Consider the following 21,766-nt stretch of genomic DNA (forward strand, 5'->3'; position numbering starts at 1 on the left):
TGTGAGAACTGGTGAGAAGTGTTCTCGCAGGTCACAGCTCGTTTTTGAGTCTTCCGCCCAAGTGGCCGGACCCTGCGGTTTAGATGTCGAAGTACAGCTCGAACTCGTGCGGGTGCGGACGGAGCTGGATCGGCGCGATTTCCTTCGTGCGCTTGTAGTCGATCCACGTCTCGATCAGGTCGGACGTGAAGACGCCGCCCGCCTGGAGGTACTCGTTGTCCGCCTCCAGCGCTTCCAGGACGGCCGGGAGGGAGGTCGGGACCTGGGGGACGCCCGCGTGCTCCTCGGGGGCGAGCTCGTAGAGGTCCTTGTCGATCGGCTCGGCCGGCTCGATCTTGTTCTTGACGCCGTCCAGGCCCGCGAGGAGGAGCGCGGAGAAGGCCAGGTACGGGTTGGAGGACGGGTCCGGGGCGCGGAACTCGACGCGCTTGGCCTTCGGGTTCGAGCCCGTGATCGGGATGCGCATCGCGGCGGAGCGGTTGCGCTGCGAGTAGACCAGGTTGACCGGGGCCTCGAAGCCGGGGACCAGGCGGTGGTACGAGTTCACCGTCGGGTTGGTGAAGGCCAGCAGCGACGGGGCGTGCTTGAGGATGCCGCCGATGTAGTAGCGGGCGGTGTCCGAGAGGCCCGCGTAACCCTGCTCGTCGTAGAAGAGCGGCGTGCCGCCCTGCCACAGCGACTGGTGGACGTGCATGCCGGAGCCGTTGTCACCGAAGATCGGCTTGGGCATGAAGGTCGCGGTCTTGCCGTTGCGCCAGGCGACGTTCTTCACGATGTACTTGAAGAGCATCAGGTCGTCGGCCGCGGCCAGCAGCGTGTTGAACTTGTAGTTGATCTCGGCCTGGCCGGCGGTGCCCACCTCGTGGTGCTGGCGCTCGACCTGGAGGCCGGACGCCTCCAGCTCCAGGGAGATCTCGGCACGCAGGTCGGCGAAGTGGTCGACCGGCGGGGCCGGGAAGTAGCCGCCCTTGTAGCGGACCTTGTAGCCGCGGTTGTCCTCGACCGCACCGGTGTTCCAGGCGCCGGCCTCGGAGTCGATGTGGTAGAAGCCCTCGTTGGCGGTGGTGTTGAAACGCACGCTGTCGAAGACGTAGAACTCGGCCTCGGGGCCGAAGTACGCGGTGTCCGCGATGCCGGTGGAGGCGAGGTAGGCCTCGGCCTTCTTGGCGATGTTGCGCGGGTCGCGGCTGTACTGCTCGCCCGTGATCGGGTCGTGGATGAAGAAGTTGATGTTCAGCGTCTTGTCACGGCGGAACGGGTCCAGCCGAGCGGTCGACAGGTCCGCGCGCAGCGCCATGTCGGACTCGTGGATGGCCTGGAAACCACGGATCGAGGATCCGTCGAACGCCAGCTCCTCGGTCGGGTCGAACGCCTTCGCCGGGATCGTGAAGTGCTGCATCACGCCAGGCAGGTCGCAGAAGCGGACGTCGACGAACTTGACGTCCTCGTCCGCGATGAACTTCTTGGCCTCGTCGGCGTTCTGGAACATCCAGCTCCTCCTCCTCCCGACCCGGGGAGGGGCGGGGGTTATCGGTCGTGCGGCCAGTGCGGTGGCACACGCTGGACCCGACCTTAGGTTTCCGGGATTTCTCCAGCATGACCCATTTGTTTCGTTGAAGTTAACCAGCCCGGGTGAGCGCCGGGCGTACGACGGCTCCGCACGAGTACCCCCACGCCTCTGGTGCCAACCCCGTCCCTCGCGCGCGGACACCGCCGCAGTACCGTGGACGGGTGGACAACAGGCAAGCAATCGGATCGTGGCTCTCGGGGCCCCGCGCGGCGGCCGAGAACATGGGCGTCGACTTCGGCTACCGGGGTGAGCGGCTCGGTCTGCCGGAGCACGGGCCCGGCTCCGTCGCCCCGCTCGGGCGGCGCTTCGGCGCGCTCTTCGTCGACTGGGGGCTCTGCATGCTGATCGCATACGGGCTCCTCGCCGACGGTGACTGGCAGGCGTCGGGGAACTGGGCGCTCGGCGTGCTCCTCGTGCTCAGCGTTCTCACCGTCGGCACGGTCGGTTTCACGCCGGGCAAGCGCCTTTTCGGCCTGCGCGTCATCGCGGTGAACGGCGGACGGATCGGCTTCGGCCGGGTCCTCGTCCGTACGGTGCTGCTCTGCCTGGCCGTCCCGGCGCTGATCTGGGACCGCGACGGACGCGGGCTCCACGACCAGCTCGGGCGCGCCGTGCAGGTTCGTGGCTGATTATCCGAAGACAGACGAAAACAGGCAGGAAGACAGACAGAGGGTGTGAAGAGGAAGAGAGGGCGGCTCGGAGAGATCTCCGAGCCGCCCTCTTGTGTCTCTGGTGTGTTCCGTCAGCGCATCTTTCCGCCGCGCGGCATCCGCATGCCCTTGGGCATCGGGCCCTTCGGCAGTGGCATGTTGCTCATCAGGTCGCCCATCGCCCGCAGCCGGTCGTTGGCCGCCGTCACCTGCGGGCCCGCCAGTACGCGGGGCAGCTTCAGCATGGTCGTACGGACCTTCTTCAGCGGCACCTGGCCCTCGCCGTCACCGACGATGATGTCGTGCACCGGCACGTCCACCACGATGCGCGCCATCTTCTTCTTCTCGGCCGCCAGCAGGCTCTTCACCCGGTTCGGGTTGCCCTCGCCCACCAGGACGATGCCCGCTTTGCCGACCGCCCGGTGGACGACGTCCTGGCTGCGGTTCATGGCCACGGCCGGGGTCGTGGTCCAGCCACGGCCGACGTTCTCCAGGACCGCCGCCGCCGCGCCCGGCTGGCCTTCCATCTGACCGAAGGCGGCCCGTTCGGCGCGCCGGCCGAAGACGATCGCCATCGCGAGGAACGCCAGGATGAATCCCAGGATCCCCAGATAGATGGGGTGGTTGATCAGGAAGCCGATCGCGAGGAAGACACCGAAGGTGACGATTCCCACACCACCGACGACAAGCCCGACCTTCGAGTCGGCCCGCCGGGTCATCTTGTAGGTGAGGGCGATCTGCTTCAGTCGCCCCTGGTTCGCAGCAGTGTCTGCGTTGTCCTTCCTCGCCATGCCCAGAAGTTTACGTGGCGTGGGAGGTGGCGTCCGACACCGCCTCCAGTACGTGCTCCGTCTCGACCCGGTCCTTGGCCCTGCGGCGGTCCTCCAGGACGGCCGTCCAGGCGTTGCGGCGCGCCGTGCGCTGGCCGCCGCTGAGGAGCAGGGACTCCACGGCGCGCAGCGCGGTGGACACGGAGGGCAGTGTGTACGGCAGGGCCACGGAGGTACGGGCGGGTGTGGCTGCCGTCATCGCCTCGGTGACGGTGGTGGGTCGTGCCGGCTCGACCTGCATGATGGCGGTCCCCTCAGGAGCGATGAAGGCAGACAGGCGACCGAACGCGTAAGCGAACGGGTGAGCGAAGAGTGAGACGGCTGTTCGCGGAGTGTGCGTCCAGCGTCACTCATTGGTGTTACCAGGGCGTGACCGACCGGTCAAACGCGGATGAAACCCTGGCGAGAGGGGAGAGCGCGGGACCGAACAGCCGAGCGGCCCGTACCCCACCTCCGACCTGCGAGGAGCGTACGGACCGCGGCGTGCCGGGCGCTACCGGCGAGTAGTCACTTGTGCGCCGATTCACACAGCCTGGGCGGCGGCGACCGCCGCGTCGCGCCGCTCGGTCGCCTGCTGGTACAGCCGGCCCGCGCGGTACGAGGAACGCACCAGCGGCCCCGACATCACACCGGAGTAGCCGATCGCGTCGGCCTCGTCCTTCAGCTCCACGAACTCCTGCGGCTTCACCCAGCGTTCGACCGGATGGTGACGCGGGGACGGCCGCAGGTACTGCGTGATCGTGATCAATTCGCAGCCCGCGTCATGGAGCTCCCGCAGCGCCTCGCTGACCTCTTCACGGGTCTCGCCCATGCCCAGGATCAGGTTGGACTTGGTGATCAGCCCCGCCTCGCGGGCCCGCGTGATCACTTCGAGGGAGCGCTCGTAACGGAAGCCGGGGCGGATCCGCTTGAAGATCCGCGGCACCGTCTCGACGTTGTGCGCGAGCACCTCGGGCCGGGACGAGAAGACCTCGGCGAGCTGCTCCGGCACGGCGTTGAAGTCCGGGATGAGCAGCTCGACCTTGGTGTGGCCCGTCTCGCGCTCACCGGTGAGGGTGTGGATCTGGCGTACGGTCTCGGCGTACAGCCAGGATCCGCCGTCCGCCAGGTCGTCGCGGGCGACGCCGGTGATCGTGGCGTAGTTGAGGTCCATCGTGACGACGGACTCGCCCACGCGGCGCGGCTCGTCGCGGTCCAGCGGCTCCGGCTTGCCCGTGTCGATCAGACAGAAGTCACACCGCCGCGTGCACTGCTCGCCACCGATGAGGAAGGTCGCCTCGCGGTCCTCCCAGCATTCGAAGATGTTCGGACAGCCGGCCTCCTGGCAGACCGTGTGCAGGCCCTCGCTCTTCACGAGCTTCTGCAACTGTTGGTACTCGGGGCCCATTTTCGCCCGGGTCTTGATCCACTCGGGCTTGCGCTCGATGGGGGTCTGGCTGTTCCGGACCTCCAGGCGCAGCATCTTGCGTCCGTCGGGTGCGACAGCGGACACGTCCGGCACCTCTCTCTGCTGGCGCGGCATTCGATTCTTCGGCGAACACCAGGTTACGCCCGTTATTTGCGTGGTCTTCACTCTGCGCAACCCCGGCGCGGAGGGGTGCATTCCCCCGTACGGCCGAGGCCCACGGGGGAGGTGTGTGTCAGGCGCTCGCTTTCAGCGCCCGGGCGGCCGGCGCGGTCTCCCGTACGGGCTCACGCGTGGTCTCCCGTACGGGCCCGTCCGTGGCCTCCCGTACGGGTTCGCGCTCGATCACCCGCGGCGCGGGCTCGGCCCGCTCCAGGATGTCCCGCAGGTGTTTCTCCACCACGGGGACGACCTCGGAGACCGTGATCCCGCGGCCCAGTTCGTACGAGAGCGACGTCACGCCCGCGTCCCGGATCCCGCACGGCACGATCCGGTCGAACCAGGTGTTGTCCGGGTTCACGTTGAACGAGAAGCCGTGCATGGTCACGCCCTTGGCGACCCGGATCCCGATCGCCGCGAGCTTGCGGTCCTCCCGGCGCTGGCCCGCGTTGGACGGGGCGTACTCGGGCCCGTTCAGCCGCGGGTCGAACTCCTCGTCCGCCAGCCGGGGATCGGCCCCGGGGGCGACTCCGGGGGCCGTCCCTGGCGCGAGGTCCAGCGAGAGCCCGCCGAGCGGGGAGCCGCCCAGCGGCGCGCGCTCCGCGACCGGGTCGCCGAGCACCCACACGCCGCTGCGCCCCTCGACCCGGCTCGTCTCCAGGCCGAAGTCGGCGGCGGTGCGGATCAGCGCGTCCTCAAGACGGCGTACGTGCGCGACGACGTCCACCGGACGCGGCAGCTTCAGGATCGGGTAGCCCACGAGCTGCCCCGGACCGTGCCAGGTGATCTTCCCGCCGCGGTCCACGTCGACGACGGGGGTGCCGTCGAGCGGGCGCTCGCTGTCCACCGTGCGCCGTCCGGCCGTGTAGACCGGCGGATGCTCCAGCAGCAGACAGGTGTCGGGGACCTCGTCCGCGAACCGGGCCGCGTGGACCCTGCGCTGCTCCTGCCACGCCTCCTCGTACTCGACGGCCTCCGCGCCGAACCCGAGATGGACGTACCGCAGCTCACTCACGGCAGAGCCTCCTTACCACCGGCCGAGAAACCTTCGTCCTGCACGCATAGCGCCTCTGCCACTGTACGGCGGCCCCCGGGAGGACGACCGAGCAGGTGTACGGGGCTCAGGGCGCCCGGCCGACGCCCCCTCCATCGCTCCGCCCCACGTCAGCAGCGCAAGCGATCCTCACACGATCGGATGAATGTGGGGCGAACGTGACAGTGAGACCGGTCACGGCTACTACATTCGCGCCGTTCCATAGGGCTGCTCCCCGGGCCCGGAAGGCAGGAGACCGCACAGCACATGTCGGAACGACCTCCGCAGCGCACCCCCAACCGCCAGCTCGCCGCCCTCATCGCGGAAGCCGGTTTCTCCCACGCGGGTCTCGCCCGCCGGGTGGATCAGCTCGGCCTTGAGCACGGCCTCGATCTGCGGTACGACAAGACGTCGGTGACCCGGTGGCTGCGCGGGCAGCAGCCGCGCGGCACCACGCCCGCACTCATCGCCGAGGTCTTCACCCGCCGGCTCGGACGCCGGCTCTCCGCGCAGGATCTGGGCCTGGACGCCTGTGCCCCGGTCTACGCGGGCCTCGAATTCGCCTCGACACCCGAGGAAGCCGTCGACATCGTCGGCGGACTGTGGCGCAAGGACTCCGGCAGCCACAACGAACTGCGCAAGATCGCGTTCACCCCGGCGGGTCTGGTCGTCCCCAGCCGCGACTGGCTGATCGGACGCGCGGACGAGCGGGTGGCCCACCCGGGGCTCGCCGCCGCGGCCCCCGGCGGCCCGGCCGGGAACGGCCCCGCCCCGTCCGCCGGCCCCGCCCAGTCCGCCGGGCTCACCGGGCCCGCCGCACCCGGCGGCTCCCTGCCCGGCCGCACCTCCGGCCTCGTCCCGCAACGCCCCGGCCGCGGGCCCGGATCCACCCGGGTGCCCGCCCAGGCCCAGCCCCCGGCGCACGCCCAGCTCCAGGGAAGATCCTCGGCCCCCGCCCCCGTCCCCGGCTCCGCCCTCGCTCCCGCACACGCCCCGCCCCCGCTCCACACCGCGCGGCTCTCCCCGCCCTCGCCGTCCTCTCCGCCCGCCGTTCCGCGCCCGCGCACCGAACGCGCCGTCGGCCAGCGCGTCACCGCCGGCGACATCGAGGCGCTGCGCTCCGTCGGCGATCTCTTCCGCGCCCTCGACCACGCCTACGGCGGCGGCCATGCCCGCCAGGCCCTCGTGCGCTACCTGGAGCACGAGGCCGAACCGATGCTGCGCGGCCAGTACGGCGAGTCCACCGGCCGCAGGCTCTTCGCCGCCGCGGCCGATCTGACCCGGCTGGCGGGCTGGACCTCGTACGACATCGCCGCGCACGGCCTCGCCCAGCGCTACTTCGTCCAGGCGCTGCGGCTCTCCCAGGCGGCCGGGGACCGTGTGTACGGCTCGTACGTCCTGATCACGATGAGCCGGCAGGCGGTCTACCTGGGCCACGGCCGCGAGGCCGTCCAGCTCGCGCGCGTCGCCCAGCAGGGCGTCGGCGCGTCCGCGCCCCCGGTGGTCCAGGCGCTGCTGCACTCCGCCGAGGCGCGCGGCCACGGTGTGCTCTCCGAGGCGCGGGCGTGTGCCGCCTCGCTCGTACGGGCCGAACGCGCCCTGGAGGCGGCGCGCCCCGGCGACGAGACACCGCGCTGGGCGCGCTTCTTCGACGAGGCGCAGTTCGCGGACGAACTGGCCCACTGCCACCGCGATCTCCAGCAGTACCGCCACTGCGTCCAGCACGCCGAGCGCTCGCTCCAACTGCGCGCCCCCGAGTACGCCCGCAGCCGCCTCTTCTGCCGGGTCGTGCTCGCCTGTGGCCGTCTGGGCCTGGGCGAGCTGGACCAGGCGTGCCTGCTCGGCGCGGAGGCCGCCCAGCAGGCCACGGAGATGCGGTCGGCGCGGGCGGTGGAGTACGTACGGGACTTCGAGCGGCGCCTGGAGCCGTACCGGGACGCCACGGCCGTACGGAACTACCGCGACCGGGTGGCCGCGATCGGCTGACCCGCCGCGGCCGGCCCGCGCGAGGTGGTGAGCCGGTCCCGTCCGGGGAAGGTCGACGCCCGGACGGGACCGGAGCTGGGTGCCCGCGTGTCCGCGGTCGGACCGGGCCTACGCCACCGCGGGCATCGGCGCCGTCCCGTACGCCGGGCGTACGCCCAGATCGCGCAGGATCGCGTGCGCCGCGCGGCGGCCCGAGAAGAGCGCGCCCTGCACGGTGTTGGTGTCGCGGTGGTCGCCGCACACGTACAGGCCCGACAGCACCCGGACCGGCCGGCGCAGGTCGTGCGGCGGGTCCATCGCGGGCACGGACTCCGGGTCGTGGTGGACGGCCAGCAGCTCCCAGTCGTCGGTCGGCGTCCCGTACAGACGCGCGAGGTGGGCCAGGACCGTACGGTCGAGTTCGGCGGCCGGGGGAGGGGTGCCGAGCACCGTCGACGAGATCAGCACGCGGCCCCGCGGCGCGCGCGACGGGTCCACCGTGCTCATCACGGCCGTGTGTGTGACGGGTCCTTCGCGGTCGGCGTCCAGCAGCAGCGCCGGTTCGGCCAGCGGGGGTTCGGGCGCCGTGTGGTGCAGCACCGTCACGGCGTGGAAGTCCGGCACCCGTAACCCAGGCAGCAGTTCGGCCGCCGCGCGGGCGCCCGTCGCCAGGACGAGCGACCGGCAGGCTATCTCGCCGTGCTCCTTGGTCGTCACGCAGTTGATCGACGTGTCCGTGACACGGACATCCGTACGGACGGTGCCCTCCGGCAGCGTCCGCGCCAGCAGTTCGGGCAGCGTGGCGGCGCCGCCCGCCGGAACGAAGAGCCGGCCCCGCGCGAACGCCCGCAGCGCGAGATCGGCGCACCGGCTCGACGTCCGCAGCTCCGGGTCGCAGAGCAGCGCGGTGAGCAGCGGCCGGATGAAGCCGTTGACCGTACGGGCGGGCAGCCCGCGCACCGCGAGCGCCTCCGCGGCGGTCCGTTCGGGGCGGGCCAGCAGCCGGGCCGTCGGCGTCGCCGCGAGACGGCCCAGAGCGGCGCTGAGCCGCGCCTGGTCGACCGCGCCGCCCAGCGGCGGGCGGGGGGCGCTCGCCAGGGCGCGCGCAACGGTCCGTGCGCTCCGTGCGCTCCCGACCGCACCGGTGCGGTAGTTCCTGCCGTCGCTGTGGACGAGCACGCCCGGCGAGAACATCCGGACGGCCGCGCCTTCGAGCCCCGGCGTACGGAGCAGATCGGGGTAGGCGGTGGTGAGCAGCCGTCCGCCACGGTCCAGACGGAAGCCGTCGACCTGGTCCGTGGTCATCCGGCCGCCGACGTGGGGAGCGGCCTCCAGGACGCTGACCGTGACACCCGCGCTGGTGAGATGGTGCGCGGCGGACAGGCCTGCCAGACCGGCTCCGATGATGACGACGTCTGCGTGGTGCGCGGTGCCGAGTGCGGTGCTGAGCACGTGCCCCTCCCCGAGGTCAGCGCGGCTGGGTGGGGGCCCGATGCCCGCATCAGGCCCCCGGAACGCCCTGGACGAGTGAGTCCTCCGAAGGGGCGTCGTCCCGTTCCCGGTCGAGCGTAGGGACGGATCGGCGCGGCGCGGACGCGCGCGGGCGGGGGCACCGATGCATGGGGGGTGCGTGCCGCCGCGCTGCGGGGCGGCGGAACGGAGCGGGACGCTCCCCGGCGGCCCGGCCGGTGCGGGGGCGCGACGCACCCGGGCGCGGGGGCCGCGCGACGCGCACCGGTACGGGAAGCCTCCCCGGCGCCTCCCCGGCGCCCCTCCGGCGCCCCTCCGGCGCCCCCCCGGCGCCTTCCCGGCGCCTCTCCGACGGCCGGGCACCGCCGCCGGGCCGCTCCCCGGCCGCTCCCCGTGCGCTCCCGGGCCGGGGGGACAGGGGACGGGGACGGTCCCGGGGCGTCCCGGCGGGGCAGCCGCCAAGCCGCGCGTACCGCCCCTACCCCTACCGCTGCCGCTGCCCCTACCGCTACCGCTACGCCGCCCGTACCGCCTCGTCGATCGTCGGGAACGCGAACGTGAAGCCCGATTCCAGCAGACGCGACGGAACCACCCGCTGGCTGCCCACGATGTCCTCCGCCAGGCCCCCCACCACCAGCCGCAGCGCCGCCGCCGGGACCGGGAACGGGGTCGGGCGGTGCAGGACGCGGCCCATCGCCGCCGTCACCTCGCGGTTGGTGACGGGCTCGGGGGCCGTCAGGTTGACCGGGCCCTCCAGGCCGTCCGTGTCGATGAGATGCCGCAGCGCCGCCACCTCGTCGTGCAGCGAGATGAAGCTCCAGTACTGGTCGCCCGAGCCGAGCCGGCCGCCCAGGCCCGCGCGGAAGAGCGGGAACAGCCGCCCCCACGCGCCGCCCTTGCGCGCGACCACCAGACCGGTACGGGGGAAGACCGTACGGATGCCCGCCTCCTCCGCGGGCAGCGCGGCCTCCTCCCACTCCACGCAGAGCGACGGGAGGAAGCCGTCCCCCGGAGGGGAGCTCTCGTCCACCTTCCGGTCCCCGGTGTAGCCGTAGAAGCCGACGGCCGAACCGGATACCAGCACCCGGGGCGGCGAGTCGAGGGAGGTCAGGGCCTCCGCGATGGTGGCCGTACCGAGGACCCGGCTGTCCCGGATCTCCCGCTTGTACGCGTCGCTCCAGCGGCGGTCACCGACGCCCGCGCCGGCCAGATGGACGACCGCGTCGCAGCCGTTCAGCTTCCCCGCGTCGATCGTCTGCCGTACGGGGTCCCACTCGATCTCGTCGGCCGTGCGCGCCGGGTGCCGGACCAGCCGCGTCACCTCGTGTCCGTCCGCGCGCAGGGAGCTGACAAGAGCCGTACCGATGAGCCCGGTGGAACCGGTGACCGCGATTTTCATGCACCCATCCTGCCTCCGGAACATCCCATGGCACAGTTGCGCCATGGTGGAACCCCGGATACGCCCCGCCGTACGCGCGGACGACGAGGCCCTCGGCGCGCTCGACCGGGCGACCTGGTCGCCGCTGCACGCCGTCACGCCCAGGCCCAGCCCGCCGTACGGACCGTTCTTCGACGCCCAGCACCGGCCGGAGGACTTCCTGGTGGCCGAGTTCGACGGCGGCGCGAGCCTCCGGGGCGGCGGGAGCCTCAACGTCGGCGGGACCGGCGATCCCGAGGACCCCGTCGCCGGGTACATCCGCGTCGCCCGCCCCACCCCGCTCGCCAGCAACGCGCACGTACGGCAGATCCAGGGCCTCGCGGTCCATCCCTGGGCGCGCCGCCGGGGCGTGGCGCGCGCCCTGCTGCGCGCGGGCGCGCTGCACGCGCGCAACCAGGGCGCGCGTCGGCTGACCCTGCGCGTCCTGGGACACAACACGGCGGCGCGGGCCCTGTACGAGGCCGAGGGGTACCGCGTCGAGGGGATCCTGCCGGGGGAGTTCCACCTGGACGGGACGTACGTCGACGACGTGCTGATGGCGCTCCCGCTGGAGTGACTGATGGCGCTCCTGATGGAGTGACCGACGGCGCTCCCGCTGGAGTGAGCCGCCGGGCACCACCGGCGACCGCCCCGGCTCACTCGCCTCCGAAGCGCTCCGTCAGCCGGGGGAACCGCTCCGCCAGCGCCGCCTCGTCCTCGAAGTCGAGCGGCGTGCCCTCCGGCTCCGCGCGCTGCGCCGCGATCCCCAGGGCGGGCGCCACCACCCCCGTGAGCTGTTCGTACGCCTCGTCCGCCGCGTACCCCAGTTCCTCGCCGTCCCCGTCGACGGTCTCGTCGAACTCGTCGAGCAGCTCGGCCAGGCTGTCCGGATCGTGCAGCGCGCCCTCGAAGATCTCCCGGCCCTGCCCGATGAGCCAGCAGCGGAAGTAGTCGAAGGCGTCGTCGCTCGCCCCGCCGAGCAGTACGGCCGCCGCGCCCCACAGATCCCAGTGGTACGCGCGGTTGTAGCGCGACTCGAAGTGCCGCGCGAAGTCCAGTACGGAGTCGGGATCGAGTTGCAGCAGCCGCTCGACCAGCAGATCCGCATGGTCGTCGGGGTCGCCCTCGGCGGCCTCGCGGGTGCTGTCGACGATCTCCCAGAACTCCGTCTCGTCCATCACGGGTCAAGCATCGTGCCTGAGGAGGGGCCGCGCACGCGGAGCCGCGAGTTACGGGGACTTCTGTGACCTGTGGGGGGTGCGCGGACCCCTCCCGGTACGGCCGTCCGTCCGCAATCCGTACAGGTTGTCCATCCGCTACCGGTACAGACCGTTCTTCCGCAATCCGTACAGGTCGCCCATCCCCTACCGGTACAGGTCGTCCATCCGCGCCGCCGCCTCCGCGAACCGGCTCCTCAGTGTCTCCGGCGCCAGGACCTCCGCGTCCGCGCCCAGCGTCAGCAGTTGGGCGTACGCGACCTCCTCGGACTCCACCGGCAGCGTGAGCGTGATCCGGTCCTCCTCGTCGGCCGGGGGCGCCGCCTCGATCGCCGCTCGCGCCGCCGCGCGGTCCGTCACGTACGGGAGTCTGCGGGCACCCTCCGGCGAGAGGCGCACCTCGATCTCCGTGCGCAGCAGGGAGCGCGCGAACTCCGCGGCGCGCTCCTCCCAGAACGCCGGCAGATCGAAGCACTCATCTCTGACGAAACGTTCCTGCATGGCCTCCACCGCCGTGAACCGGTCGATCCGGTAGACCCGGAATGTCCCCTCCGTACCGGCGCACACGTACCAGACGCCTGCCTTCAGTACGAGACCGTACGGGGCCAGCTCCCGCTCCACCTCCTGGTCCTCGCGCCGGTAGCGCGCCGCGACCAGCCGGTCGTCCCAGACCGCCTCCGCCACCACCGGCAGCAGCTCCGGTGTCTGCGGCTCGTGGTACCAGCCGGGCGCGTCGAGGTGGAAGCGCTGTGCCGCCGTGTCCTGCGCGTCCCGCAGCGACGGCAGCAGCGCCGCAGAGACCTTCAGCCGAGCGGCCGACGAGATGTCGTCCAGGCCCATCTCCCGCAACGCCCCCGGCACCCCCGAGAGGAACAGCGCCTCCGCCTCGCCGCGCGCCAGGCCGGTCAGCCGGGTGCGGTAGCCGCCGACCAGCCGGTAGCCGCCGGACCTGCCCCGGTTCGCGTACACCGGGATCCCGGCCTCGGAGAGGGCCTGGGCGTCCCGGGTGATCGTGCGCTCGGACACCTCCAGTTCGCGGGCCAGTTCGCCCGCGGTCATGGAGGGTCTGGACTGGAGGAGAAGGACCATCTTGATCAGGCGGGCAGCACGCATACGTCCATGATGCAGGGAGCCCCTGCCACTCGGTGACAGGGGCTCCCCGGCCTGCTACAGGGGCTGCGAAGGGTCCGGCCGTCAAAGACCGGCCGTCAGAGACCAGCCGTCAGAGACCGTAGCGCTCGCGCGCCTCCGCGATCCGCTCCGGCTTGACCTCGCCCCGGCGGGCGAGCTGAGCCAGCGCCGCGACCACGATCGACCGGGCGTCGACCCCGAAGTGACGGCGGGCCGCCTCCCGGGTGTCCGAGAGCCCGAAGCCGTCCGTGCCGAGGGAGCTGTAGTCCTGCTCGACCCACTGGCTGATCTGGTCCGGCACCTGCCGCATCCAGTCGCTGACCGCGAGGACCGGGCCCGGCGCGCCTTCGAGCGCGCGCGTCACGTACGGCACCTTCTCCTCGCCGCGCAGCAGGGCCTCGTCGGCCTCCATCGCGTCCCTGCGCAGCTCGGTCCAGGAGGTGGCGGACCAGACGTCGGCCGTCACGCCCCAGTCGGCGGCGAGCAGTTCCTGCGCCTCCAGGGCCCAGTGGATGGCCGTACCGGAGGCCAGGAGCTGTATCGCCGGGGCGTCGGCCGCCGCCGGGACGCCCTCCTTGAAGCGGTACAGGCCCTTGACGATGCCCTCCTCGACGCCTTCCGGCATCGCGGGCTGCGGCATCGGCTCGTTGTAGACCGTCAGGTAGTAGAAGACGTCCTGGTCCTCGCCGGGCACGGGCTCGCCGTACATCCGCCGCAGCCCCTCCTTGACGATCACCGCGATCTCGTAGGCGAACGCCGGGTCGTAGCTGAGGGAGGCCGGGTTGGTGGCCGCGATGAGGTGCGAGTGGCCGTCCGCGTGCTGGAGGCCCTCGCCGGTCAGGGTCGTCCGGCCCGCGGTGGCGCCGACGATGAAGCCCTTGCCCATCTGGTCGGCGAGCTGCCACATCTGGTCGCCCGTGCGCTGCCAGCCGAACATCGAGTAGAAGATGTAGAACGGGATCATCGTCTCGCCGTGCGTCGCGTACGACGTGGCGGCGGCGATGAAGTCCGCCATCGAACCGGCCTCGGTGATCCCCTCGTTGAGGATCTGGCCGTCCTTGGCTTCCTTGTAGTACATGATCTGGTCGCGGTCGACCGGGTCGTACGTCTGACCCAGCGGCGAGTAGATGCCGGCCGACGGGAACAGCGCCTCCATGCCGAAGGTGCGCGCCTCGTCGGGGACGATCGGGACCCAGCGCTTGCCGGTCTCCTTGTCCCGCATCAGGTCCTTCATCAGCCGGACGAACGCCATCGTCGTCGCCACGGACTGCTTGCCCGAGCCCTTGGCGACGGCCTGGAACGGCTTCTCCGTCGGCTGGGGCAGCGCGACCGAGTGCACCCGGCGGGCCGGGGCGGGGCCGCCCAGCGCGGCGCGCCGCTCCTGGAGGTAGCGCACCTCGGGGGAGTCCGCGCCGGGGTGGCCGTACGGGACGAGACTCTCGTCGAGTTTCGCGTCCGGGATGGGCAGGTCCAGCAGGTCGCGCATGGTGCGGAACTGCTCGCCCGAGAGCTTCTTCATCTGGTGGTTGGCGTTGCGCGACTCGAAGCCGGCGCCGAGCGTGTAGCCCTTCACCGTCTGCGCGAGGATCACGGTCGGCGCGCCCTCGTGGGACAGCGCCGCACGGTAGGCGGCGTACACCTTGCGGGCCTCGTGGCCACCGCGCGAGGTGAAGAAACACTCGGCGATCTTCGCGTCGGTCAGCAGCTTCGCCAGCTCGGCGAGGGCCGGCTCGGCGCCGAAGAAGTGCTCGCGGATGTACGCGACGTCCCGCGTGGCGTACGTCTGGAACTGGGCGTCCGGTACCTGGCGCAGCCGGCGTACCAGCGCGCCCGTGGTGTCCAGCGCGAACACCTCGTCCCAGGCGGAGCCCCACAGCGTCTTGACGACGTTCCAGCCTGCGCCGCGGAACTGTGCCTCCAGCTCCTGCACGACCCGGAAGTTGGCGCGGACCGGGCCGTCGAGGCGCTGGAGGTTGCAGTTGATGACGAAGGTCAGGTTGTCCAGACGCTCCCGTGCCGCGAGGGCGAGGGCCGCCGTCGACTCGGGCTCGTCCATCTCGCCGTCGCCGAGGAACGCCCAGACGTGCGAGGCGGACGTGTCCTTGATGGAGCGGTTGGTCAGGTAGCGGTTGAAGCGCGCCTGGTAGATCGCGGAGAGCGGGCCGAGGCCCATGGAGACGGTGGGGAACTCCCACAGCCACGGCAGCCGCCGCGGGTGCGGGTACGAGGGCAGGCCCTTGCCGCCGGACTCCTGGCGGAAGTGGTCCAGGTCCGTCTCGGTCAGCCGGCCGTCGAGGAAGGCGCGGGCGTAGATGCCGGGGGAGGCGTGGCCCTGGATGTAGAGCTGGTCGCCGGAGCCGTCCCCCTCCTTGCCGCGGAAGAAGTGGTTGAAGCCCGTCTCGTACAGCCAGGCCGCGGAGGCGAAGGTGGCGATGTGGCCGCCGACGCCGTAACGGGCGCCGCGGGTGACCATCGCCGCCGCGTTCCAGCGGTTCCAGGCGGTGATCCTGGACTCCATCTCCAGATCGCCGTCGAACTCGGGCTCGGCGGCGGTCGGGATGGTGTTCACATAATCGCTCTCCAGCAGCTCGGGCACCGGGACCCCGGCGGTTCCCGCGTGCTGGAGGGTGCGCCGCATGAGGTACGCGGCGCGGTGCGGGCCCGCGTGTTCGGTGACGGCGTCGAGGGAGGCCGCCCATTCGGCGGTCTCCTCGGTGTCACGGTCCGGGAGCTGGTCCAGCTCGCTCGGAAGCTTGCCTACGGGGTCGGGCATCATCGCCGCCTTCCGGACAGGAGGGGGGTGGAGAAGTGGTCATGTCTGGCAGGACAGGACGCTGGGCTGGGTGCAGCCCGTCGTCGACTGTAGAACGCTGATCGATGATCGATCAAAGGGTTGAACGGCAAAACTTCTCGATCTCAAGGAATTGGCATCCCGTGCCGTACGACAGGGCACGGAGTGACGGACGGTAATTCATGACAGATGGGGTGGAATCAGGCACGCGGTGCGCATCCGAGCACATGGTCCTTCACCAGTGAGCCGATGCCCGGGTCCCGTCTGCGGAACGCTTCGACCAGCTCCTGATGCTCTTCGGCGTACGACTTCTGCACCGTGCCGAGCCAGCGGATCGACAGCGCGGTGAACACCTCGATGCCGAGCCCCTCCCAGGTGTGCAGCAGCACTCCGTTACCGGCGGCCCGCACCAGCTCCCGGTGGAAGCCCACCGTGTGCCGTACCTGCGCGGTCCCGTCGGCCGTACGGTCCGCCGTGTACAGCGCCGCCACATGCGGCTCCAGCGCCGAGCAGTCCACGGCGAGCCGCTCGGCGGCCAGCTCTGCGGCGATCTGCTCCAGACCGGCCCGTACGGGATAGCTCTCCTCCAGGTCGGCCGCGGTCAGGTTCCGGACGCGTACGCCCTTGTTCGGCGCCGACTCGATCAGCCGCAGGGACTCCAGCTCGCGCAGCGCCTCCCGTACGGGCGTCTGGCTGACCTGGAGCTCCGTCGCGATCCGGCGCTCCACGATCCGCTCACCCGGCTTCCAGCGACCGCTGACGATCCCCTCCACGATGTGCTCGCGGATCTGTTCCCGCAGCGAGTGGACGACGGGCGGACTCATGAAGGGCTCCTCGGGCCGGAAGACGTCTAGACAATACGGCGCCCCCGCCCGGAGAACAGTCTCCGGACGGGGGCTGTGCCTGGTACGGCGTGTCTGGTACGGCCCGGGTCAGAGACCCAGCTCCACCTCGAACTCGCCCGCTTCGAGGATGGCCTTGACCGCCGTCAGGTAGCGGGCGGCGTCGGCGCCGTCCACCAGACGGTGGTCGTAGGAGAGCGCGACGTACGTCATGTCGCGCACCGCGATGGTCTCACCGAGGTCCGGGTGGTTGATGACCACCGGGCGCCTCACGGTGGCGCCGATGCCCAGGATGGCGACCTGGCTCGGCGGCACGATGATCGTGTCGAAGAGCGCACCGCGCGAGCCGGTGTTGCTGACGGTGAAGGTCGCGCCCGCCAGGTCGTCCGGGGTGATCTTGCTGGACCGGACGGCCGCCGCCAGCTCCGCGGTCTTCTTCGAGATGCCGGCGATGTTCAGGTCGCCCGCACCCTTGATGACCGGGGTCATCAGACCCTTCTCGGAGTCCACCGCGATACCGATGTTCTCCGAGTCGAAGTACGTGATCGTGCCCTCGTCCTCGTTGATCCGGGCGTTGATGACCGGGTGGGCCTTCAGCGCCTGGGCCGCCGCCTTGACGAAGAACGGCATCGGGGACAGCTTGACGCCCTCACGGGCGGCGAAGGAGTCCTTCGCCTGCGCGCGCAGCCGCATCAGCTTGGTGATGTCCACCTCGATCACGGAGGTGAGCTGGGCCTGCGAGTGCAGCGCCTTCATCAGGTTGTCGCCGATGACCTTGCGCATGCGGGGCATCTTGACGGTCTGACCGCGCAGCGGGGACGCCTCCAGCTTCGGCGCCTTGGATGCCGCGGGGGCGGCGGCCGGGGCCGGAGCGGCAGCGGCGGCCTTGGCGGCCTCCGCGGCGGCGATGACGTCCTGCTTACGGATCCGGCCGCCGACGCCGGTGCCCTTGACGGACGCCAGGTCGACCGCGTTCTCCGCGGCCAGCTTGCGGACCAGCGGCGTGACGTACGCGCCGTCGTCGCCCGCGGGAGCGGCCGGCGCGGCGGGCGCGGCCGGAGCCGGGGTGACGGGCGCCGGGGCGGCCGGAGCCGGAGCGGCGGCCTGGGCCGGCGCGGGAGCCGGTGCCGGGGCGGCGGGCGCGGGCGCCGGAGCCTTCGGGGCCTCCTGCACGGGGGCGGCCGGGGCCGGAGCGGCAGCCGGAGCCGGAGCAGCCGGGGCGGCGGGAGCGGCCGGAGCCGCGCCCGGGGCGCCGATGACGGCCAGCTTCGCGCCGACCTCGGCGGTCTCGTCCTCGCCGACCACGATCTCCAGCAGCACACCGGCGACCGGGGCGGGGATCTCGGTGTCGACCTTGTCCGTGGAGACCTCAAGGAGCGGCTCGTCCTCCGCGACCTCCTCGCCGACCTCCTTCAGCCAGCGGGTGACGGTGCCCTCGGTGACCGACTCGCCCAGCGCGGGCAGCGTGACATCGGTACCGGAGGCGCCACCGGCCGGGGCCGCGGCGGGAGCGGCCTCGGCCGCGGGGGCCGGAGCGGCCGGAGCCTCGGCAGCCGGAGCCGGGGCGGGCTCGGCGGCGGGCGCCGGGGTGGACTCGGCCACGGGGGCCGGTGCGGCCTCCGTCGGCTGGGCCGCCTCGTGGCCGCCCGTACCGTCGTCGATGATGGCCAGCTCGGCGCCGACCTCGACGGTCTCGTCCTCGGCGACCTTGATGGACGCCAGTACACCGGCGACGGGCGCCGGGATCTCGGTGTCGACCTTGTCGGTCGAGACCTCCAGCAGCGGCTCGTCGGCCTCGACGCGCTCGCCCTCGGCCTTCAGCCAGCGGGTGACAGTGCCCTCGGTGACGCTCTCGCCGAGCGCCGGCAGGGTTACAGAAACCGACATGGTTTCAGTTGCTCCTAACGAATGTACGGAAGTGGTCGTCGCGCCCGGACCTAGTGCCCCTCGCGGCAGTGTTCGCCCCGTCGCGCCGCCCAGCACGCACGCTCGCGGCGTTGGCCAAAAGTCCTGGTAGCTCCGCTACAAGGACTTCCGGCCGCCTTGCGATCGCACGCACCGGACGACGCTCCTTCGGGTCAAACATTGCCGGTCGCGGCACTGGCCATCAGTCGTGGGAGTGCAGCGGCTTGCCGGCCAGGGCCAGGTGGGCCTCGCCGAGCGCCTCGCTCTGGGTCGGGTGCGCGTGGATGAGCTGCGCGACCTCGGCCGGCAGAGCCTCCCAGTTGTAGATGAGCTGAGCCTCGCCGACCTGCTCGCCCATACGGTCGCCGACCATGTGGACACCGACCACGGCACCGTCCTTGACCTGGACGAGCTTGATCTCACCGGCGGTCTTGAGGATCTTGCTCTTCCCGTTGCCCGCGAGGCTGTACTTGAGGGCGACGACCTTGTCCGCGCCGTAGATCTCCTTGGCCTTGGCCTCGGTGATGCCGACGGAGGCGACCTCGGGGTGGCAGTACGTCACCCGGGGCACGCCGTCGTAGTCGATCGGGACGGTCTTCAGACCGGCCAGCCGCTCGGCGACGAGGATGCCCTCGGCGAAGCCCACGTGCGCGAGCTGGAGGGTCGGGACGAGGTCACCGACCGCCGAGATCGTCTCCACGTTCGTGCGCATGTACTCGTCGACGACGACATAGCCGCGGTCGACGGCGACGCCCTGCTCCTCGTACCCGAGGCCCTGCGAGACCGGGCCGCGGCCGATCGCGACCAGCAGCACCTCCGCCTCGAAGGTCTTGCCGTCGGCGAGCGTGACGCGGACGCCCGTCTCCGTGTACTCGGCCTTCTCGAAGAACGTACCGAGGTTGAACTTGATCCCGCGCTTGCGGAACGCGCGCTCCAGCAGCTTGGAGCTGTTCTCGTCCTCGACCGGGACCAGGTGCTTCAGACCCTCGACGACGGTGACGTCCGTACCGAAGGACTTCCACACCGAGGCGAACTCGACGCCGATGACGCCGCCGCCCAGGACGATCGCGGACTGCGGGACGCGGTTCAGCGTCAGCGCGTGGTCCGAGGAGATGATCCGGTCGCCGTCGATCTCCAGGCCCGGCAGCGACTTCGGTACGGAACCGGTCGCGAGCAGGATGTGGCGGCCCTGGACGCGCTGGCCGTTCACATCGACGCTGGTGGGGGACGAGAGCCGGCCCTCACCCTCGATGACGGTGACCTTACGGGAGGCCATCAGGCCGGTCAGGCCCTTGTACAGGCCCGCGATCACGTCGTCCTTGTACTTGTGGACCCCGTCGATGTCGATGCCCTCGAAGGTGGCCTTGACACCGAACTGCTCGCTCTCGCGCGCCTGGTCGGCGATCTCGCCGGCGTGCAGCAGGGCCTTCGTGGGGATGCAGCCGTTGTGCAGGCAGGTGCCGCCCAGCTTGCCCTTCTCGATCAGTGCGACGTCCAGACCAAGCTGCGCTCCGCGCAGCGCCGCGGCGTAACCGCCGCTACCGCCGCCGAGGATCACTAGGTCGAAAACGGTGCTGGCGTCGTTCGCCACGTCACGTCCTCCATGCATGTGCGCCGGGCGCGGTCTCACATTGACCGGGCGGCGGCTGGTCTTCGGCCGCTATGTCTTCGGCCCTGTGGTGGGGGCCCTGTCCTGCCGATTACCCATCTTTGCACGGTGCGCCGCCCGACGGGGTCGGGGGTCACGGTGCGGGCGGCACTCCCCGCCCGCACCGTGACCCCCGTACCCCACCGGTCCCCGGTCAGGCCAGGTCGCCCGAGGCGGTACGTTCCGCCAGCCGCACCAGGGTGCGCACCGAGGAGCCCGTGCCGCCCTTGGGGGTGTAGCCGTACGGGGCGCCCTCGTGGAACGCCGGGCCCGCGATGTCCAGGTGCGCCCAGGTGATGCCCTCGCCGACGAACTCCTTCAGGAAGAGACCCGCGACCAGCCCGCCGCCCATCCGCTCGCCCATGTTCGCCATGTCCGCGGTGGGGGAGTCCATGCCCTTGCGCAGGTCGCCGGGGAGCGGCATCGGCCAGGACGCCTCGCCCGCCTCCTCGGCGATCTCGTGCAGGGACGTACGGAAGGCGTCGTCGTTCGACATGATGCCGAAGGTGCGGTTGCCCAGCGCCAGCACCATCGCGCCGGTCAGGGTCGCCACGTCCACGATCGCGTCCGGGTTCTCCTCCGAGGCGCGGGTCAGCGCGTCCGCCAGCACGAGCCGGCCCTCGGCGTCGGTGTTGAGGACCTCGACGGTCTTGCCGCTGTACATGCGCAGCACGTCACCGGGGCGGATCGCGGTCCCCGACGGCATGTTCTCGGCCAGCGCCAGCCAGCCGGTGATGTTGACCGGCAGGCCCAGCCGCGCGGCGGCGACGACGGCGGCGAACACGGCGGCGGCGCCGCTCATGTCGCACTTCATCGTCTCGTTGTGCCCGGCGGGCTTCAGCGAGATGCCGCCCGAGTCGTACGTGATGCCCTTGCCGACGAGCGCGAGCGTCTTCTCCGCGCCGGGGTGCGTGTACGCGAGCTTCACCAGGCGCGGCGGGTTCGCCGAGCCCTGGCCGACGCCGAGGATGCCGCCGTAGCCGCCCTTGGCGAGGGCCTTCTCGTCCAGGACCTGGACCTTGATGCCGTGCTCCTTGCCCGCGGCGGTGACCACGGCGGCGAAGGACTCGGGCGTGAGGTCGTTCGGCGGGGTGTTCACCAGGTCACGGGCGCGGTTGACCTCCTCGGCCAGCGCGATCGCCCGCTCCGCCGCGGCCTTGTGGGCCTTGTCACGCGGCTTCGCGCCGGCCAGCGCGACCTCGCCGAGCGGCTGCTTGGGGCCTTCGCCCTTCTTCGCCTTCTTCTCGCCGCCCTGGTAGGCGGTGAAGGCGTACGCGCCGAGCAGCGCGCCCTCGGCGATCGCCTCGATGTCCTCGACCGCCTCGACGGGCAGCGCGAACGCGGCCTTCTTGACGCCGGAGAGGGCGCGCGCCGCGGAGCCGGCGGCCCGGCGCAGCGTCTCGGCGCCGTACGTCTCGTCCTTCTCCGGTACGGGGCCGAGGCCGACCGCGATGACGACCGGGGCCTTCAGACCACCCTGCGCGGGCAGCTTGGTCACCTCGCTCTCGCCGCCGGAGGCGCCGAGGGTCTCCAGGACGGCGGCGAGCTTTCCGTCGAACGCCTTGTCCACGTCCTCGGCGCCCGGAGCCGCCACCGGCCCCTTGGGGCCCTTCGCGACGCCGACGACGATCGCGTCGACGCGCAGGGTCGCCGCGCCGGCAGGCTTAAGAGTGAGAGCAGTCACGGTGGTGAAATCTCGCTTCCATTGAGTTCTCGACGGCCGGGGGGTTGCA

At 71.6% G+C, this 21,766-nt stretch carries 17 protein-coding genes; 3 read left to right on the plus strand and 14 right to left on the minus strand.

What is annotated here, in order from left to right; genetic code table 11:
• Positions 1-79: 79 nt before the first annotated feature.
• Positions 80-1,489 (minus strand): type I glutamate--ammonia ligase, encoded by a 1,410-nt coding sequence (glnA, locus tag ACIBJC_RS23940; protein ID WP_399295649.1) that lies wholly within the window; start codon positions 1,487-1,489, stop codon positions 80-82.
• Positions 1,490-1,731: 242 nt separating this feature from the next.
• Between glnA and ACIBJC_RS23945 the strand changes: the two genes are divergently transcribed.
• Positions 1,732-2,199: an RDD family protein gene (locus ACIBJC_RS23945; RefSeq protein WP_399295651.1), complete on the plus strand. Its 468-nt coding sequence runs from the start codon at positions 1,732-1,734 to the stop codon at positions 2,197-2,199.
• Positions 2,200-2,312: 113 nt separating this feature from the next.
• Here the strand turns inward: ACIBJC_RS23945 and ACIBJC_RS23950 are convergent, their stop codons facing one another.
• The 4 genes from ACIBJC_RS23950 to lipB form a co-directional block, all read right to left on the minus strand.
• Positions 2,313-3,011, minus strand: coding sequence for a DUF4191 domain-containing protein (locus ACIBJC_RS23950; RefSeq protein ID WP_399295653.1), 699 nt, complete (start codon positions 3,009-3,011; stop codon positions 2,313-2,315).
• Positions 3,012-3,021: 10 nt separating this feature from the next.
• Positions 3,022-3,249, minus strand: a complete 228-nt coding sequence (locus ACIBJC_RS23955) for a hypothetical protein (RefSeq protein ID WP_399296038.1) — start codon at positions 3,247-3,249, stop codon at positions 3,022-3,024.
• A gap of 324 nt (positions 3,250-3,573) precedes the next feature.
• Positions 3,574-4,542: a lipoyl synthase gene (locus ACIBJC_RS23960; RefSeq protein WP_399295655.1), complete on the minus strand. Its 969-nt coding sequence runs from the start codon at positions 4,540-4,542 to the stop codon at positions 3,574-3,576.
• A gap of 148 nt (positions 4,543-4,690) precedes the next feature.
• Positions 4,691-5,629, minus strand: a complete 939-nt coding sequence (gene lipB / locus ACIBJC_RS23965) for a lipoyl(octanoyl) transferase LipB (RefSeq protein ID WP_399295657.1) — start codon at positions 5,627-5,629, stop codon at positions 4,691-4,693.
• Positions 5,630-5,914: 285 nt separating this feature from the next.
• On the opposite strand from lipB, the gene ACIBJC_RS23970 reads away from it, so the two are divergent.
• The gene (locus tag ACIBJC_RS23970) at positions 5,915-7,633 is read left to right on the plus strand and encodes a regulator (protein WP_399295659.1); all 1,719 of its coding nucleotides are present in this window, start codon (positions 5,915-5,917) and stop codon (positions 7,631-7,633) included.
• Between the two features lie 108 nt (positions 7,634-7,741).
• Here the strand turns inward: ACIBJC_RS23970 and ACIBJC_RS23975 are convergent, their stop codons facing one another.
• Complete coding sequence (locus ACIBJC_RS23975) at positions 7,742-9,064, minus strand: FAD-dependent oxidoreductase (RefSeq protein ID WP_399295661.1); 1,323 nt, start codon at positions 9,062-9,064, stop codon at positions 7,742-7,744.
• A gap of 532 nt (positions 9,065-9,596) precedes the next feature.
• A complete protein-coding gene (locus ACIBJC_RS23980; RefSeq protein ID WP_329825940.1) occupies positions 9,597-10,481 on the minus strand; it encodes a TIGR01777 family oxidoreductase in 885 nt (294 codons plus the stop codon).
• Positions 10,482-10,524: 43 nt separating this feature from the next.
• On the opposite strand from ACIBJC_RS23980, the gene ACIBJC_RS23985 reads away from it, so the two are divergent.
• Positions 10,525-11,076 (plus strand): GNAT family N-acetyltransferase, encoded by a 552-nt coding sequence (locus tag ACIBJC_RS23985; protein ID WP_399295664.1) that lies wholly within the window; start codon positions 10,525-10,527, stop codon positions 11,074-11,076.
• A 79-nt stretch (positions 11,077-11,155) separates the two neighbouring features.
• On the opposite strand, the gene ACIBJC_RS23990 is transcribed toward ACIBJC_RS23985, so the two are convergent.
• The 7 genes from ACIBJC_RS23990 to ACIBJC_RS24020 all read right to left on the minus strand — a co-directional run bounded on the left by ACIBJC_RS23990 (position 11,156) and on the right by ACIBJC_RS24020 (position 21,717).
• Entirely contained in the window at positions 11,156-11,677 is a 522-nt protein-coding gene (locus ACIBJC_RS23990) for a DUF4240 domain-containing protein (protein ID WP_329826306.1), read from the minus strand.
• Between the two features lie 186 nt (positions 11,678-11,863).
• Complete coding sequence (locus tag ACIBJC_RS23995) at positions 11,864-12,829, minus strand: helix-turn-helix transcriptional regulator (RefSeq protein ID WP_399295666.1); 966 nt, start codon at positions 12,827-12,829, stop codon at positions 11,864-11,866.
• A gap of 109 nt (positions 12,830-12,938) precedes the next feature.
• Positions 12,939-15,620: a pyruvate dehydrogenase (acetyl-transferring), homodimeric type gene (gene aceE, locus ACIBJC_RS24000; RefSeq protein WP_399295668.1), complete on the minus strand. Its 2,682-nt coding sequence runs from the start codon at positions 15,618-15,620 to the stop codon at positions 12,939-12,941.
• A gap of 218 nt (positions 15,621-15,838) precedes the next feature.
• Positions 15,839-16,462: a GntR family transcriptional regulator gene (locus ACIBJC_RS24005; RefSeq protein WP_399295670.1), complete on the minus strand. Its 624-nt coding sequence runs from the start codon at positions 16,460-16,462 to the stop codon at positions 15,839-15,841.
• A gap of 108 nt (positions 16,463-16,570) precedes the next feature.
• Complete coding sequence (gene sucB, locus ACIBJC_RS24010; protein WP_399295672.1) at positions 16,571-18,367, minus strand: 2-oxoglutarate dehydrogenase, E2 component, dihydrolipoamide succinyltransferase; 1,797 nt, start codon at positions 18,365-18,367, stop codon at positions 16,571-16,573.
• A 220-nt stretch (positions 18,368-18,587) separates the two neighbouring features.
• Entirely contained in the window at positions 18,588-19,976 is a 1,389-nt protein-coding gene (lpdA, locus tag ACIBJC_RS24015) for a dihydrolipoyl dehydrogenase (RefSeq protein WP_399295674.1), read from the minus strand.
• Between the two features lie 211 nt (positions 19,977-20,187).
• Positions 20,188-21,717, minus strand: coding sequence for a leucyl aminopeptidase (locus tag ACIBJC_RS24020; protein ID WP_399295676.1), 1,530 nt, complete (start codon positions 21,715-21,717; stop codon positions 20,188-20,190).
• Positions 21,718-21,766 lie beyond the last annotated feature (49 nt).

Origin of the sequence: Streptomyces sp. NPDC050509 (genome assembly GCF_044457965.1) — a bacterium.
Classification (GTDB): domain Bacteria; phylum Actinomycetota; class Actinomycetes; order Streptomycetales; family Streptomycetaceae; genus Streptomyces.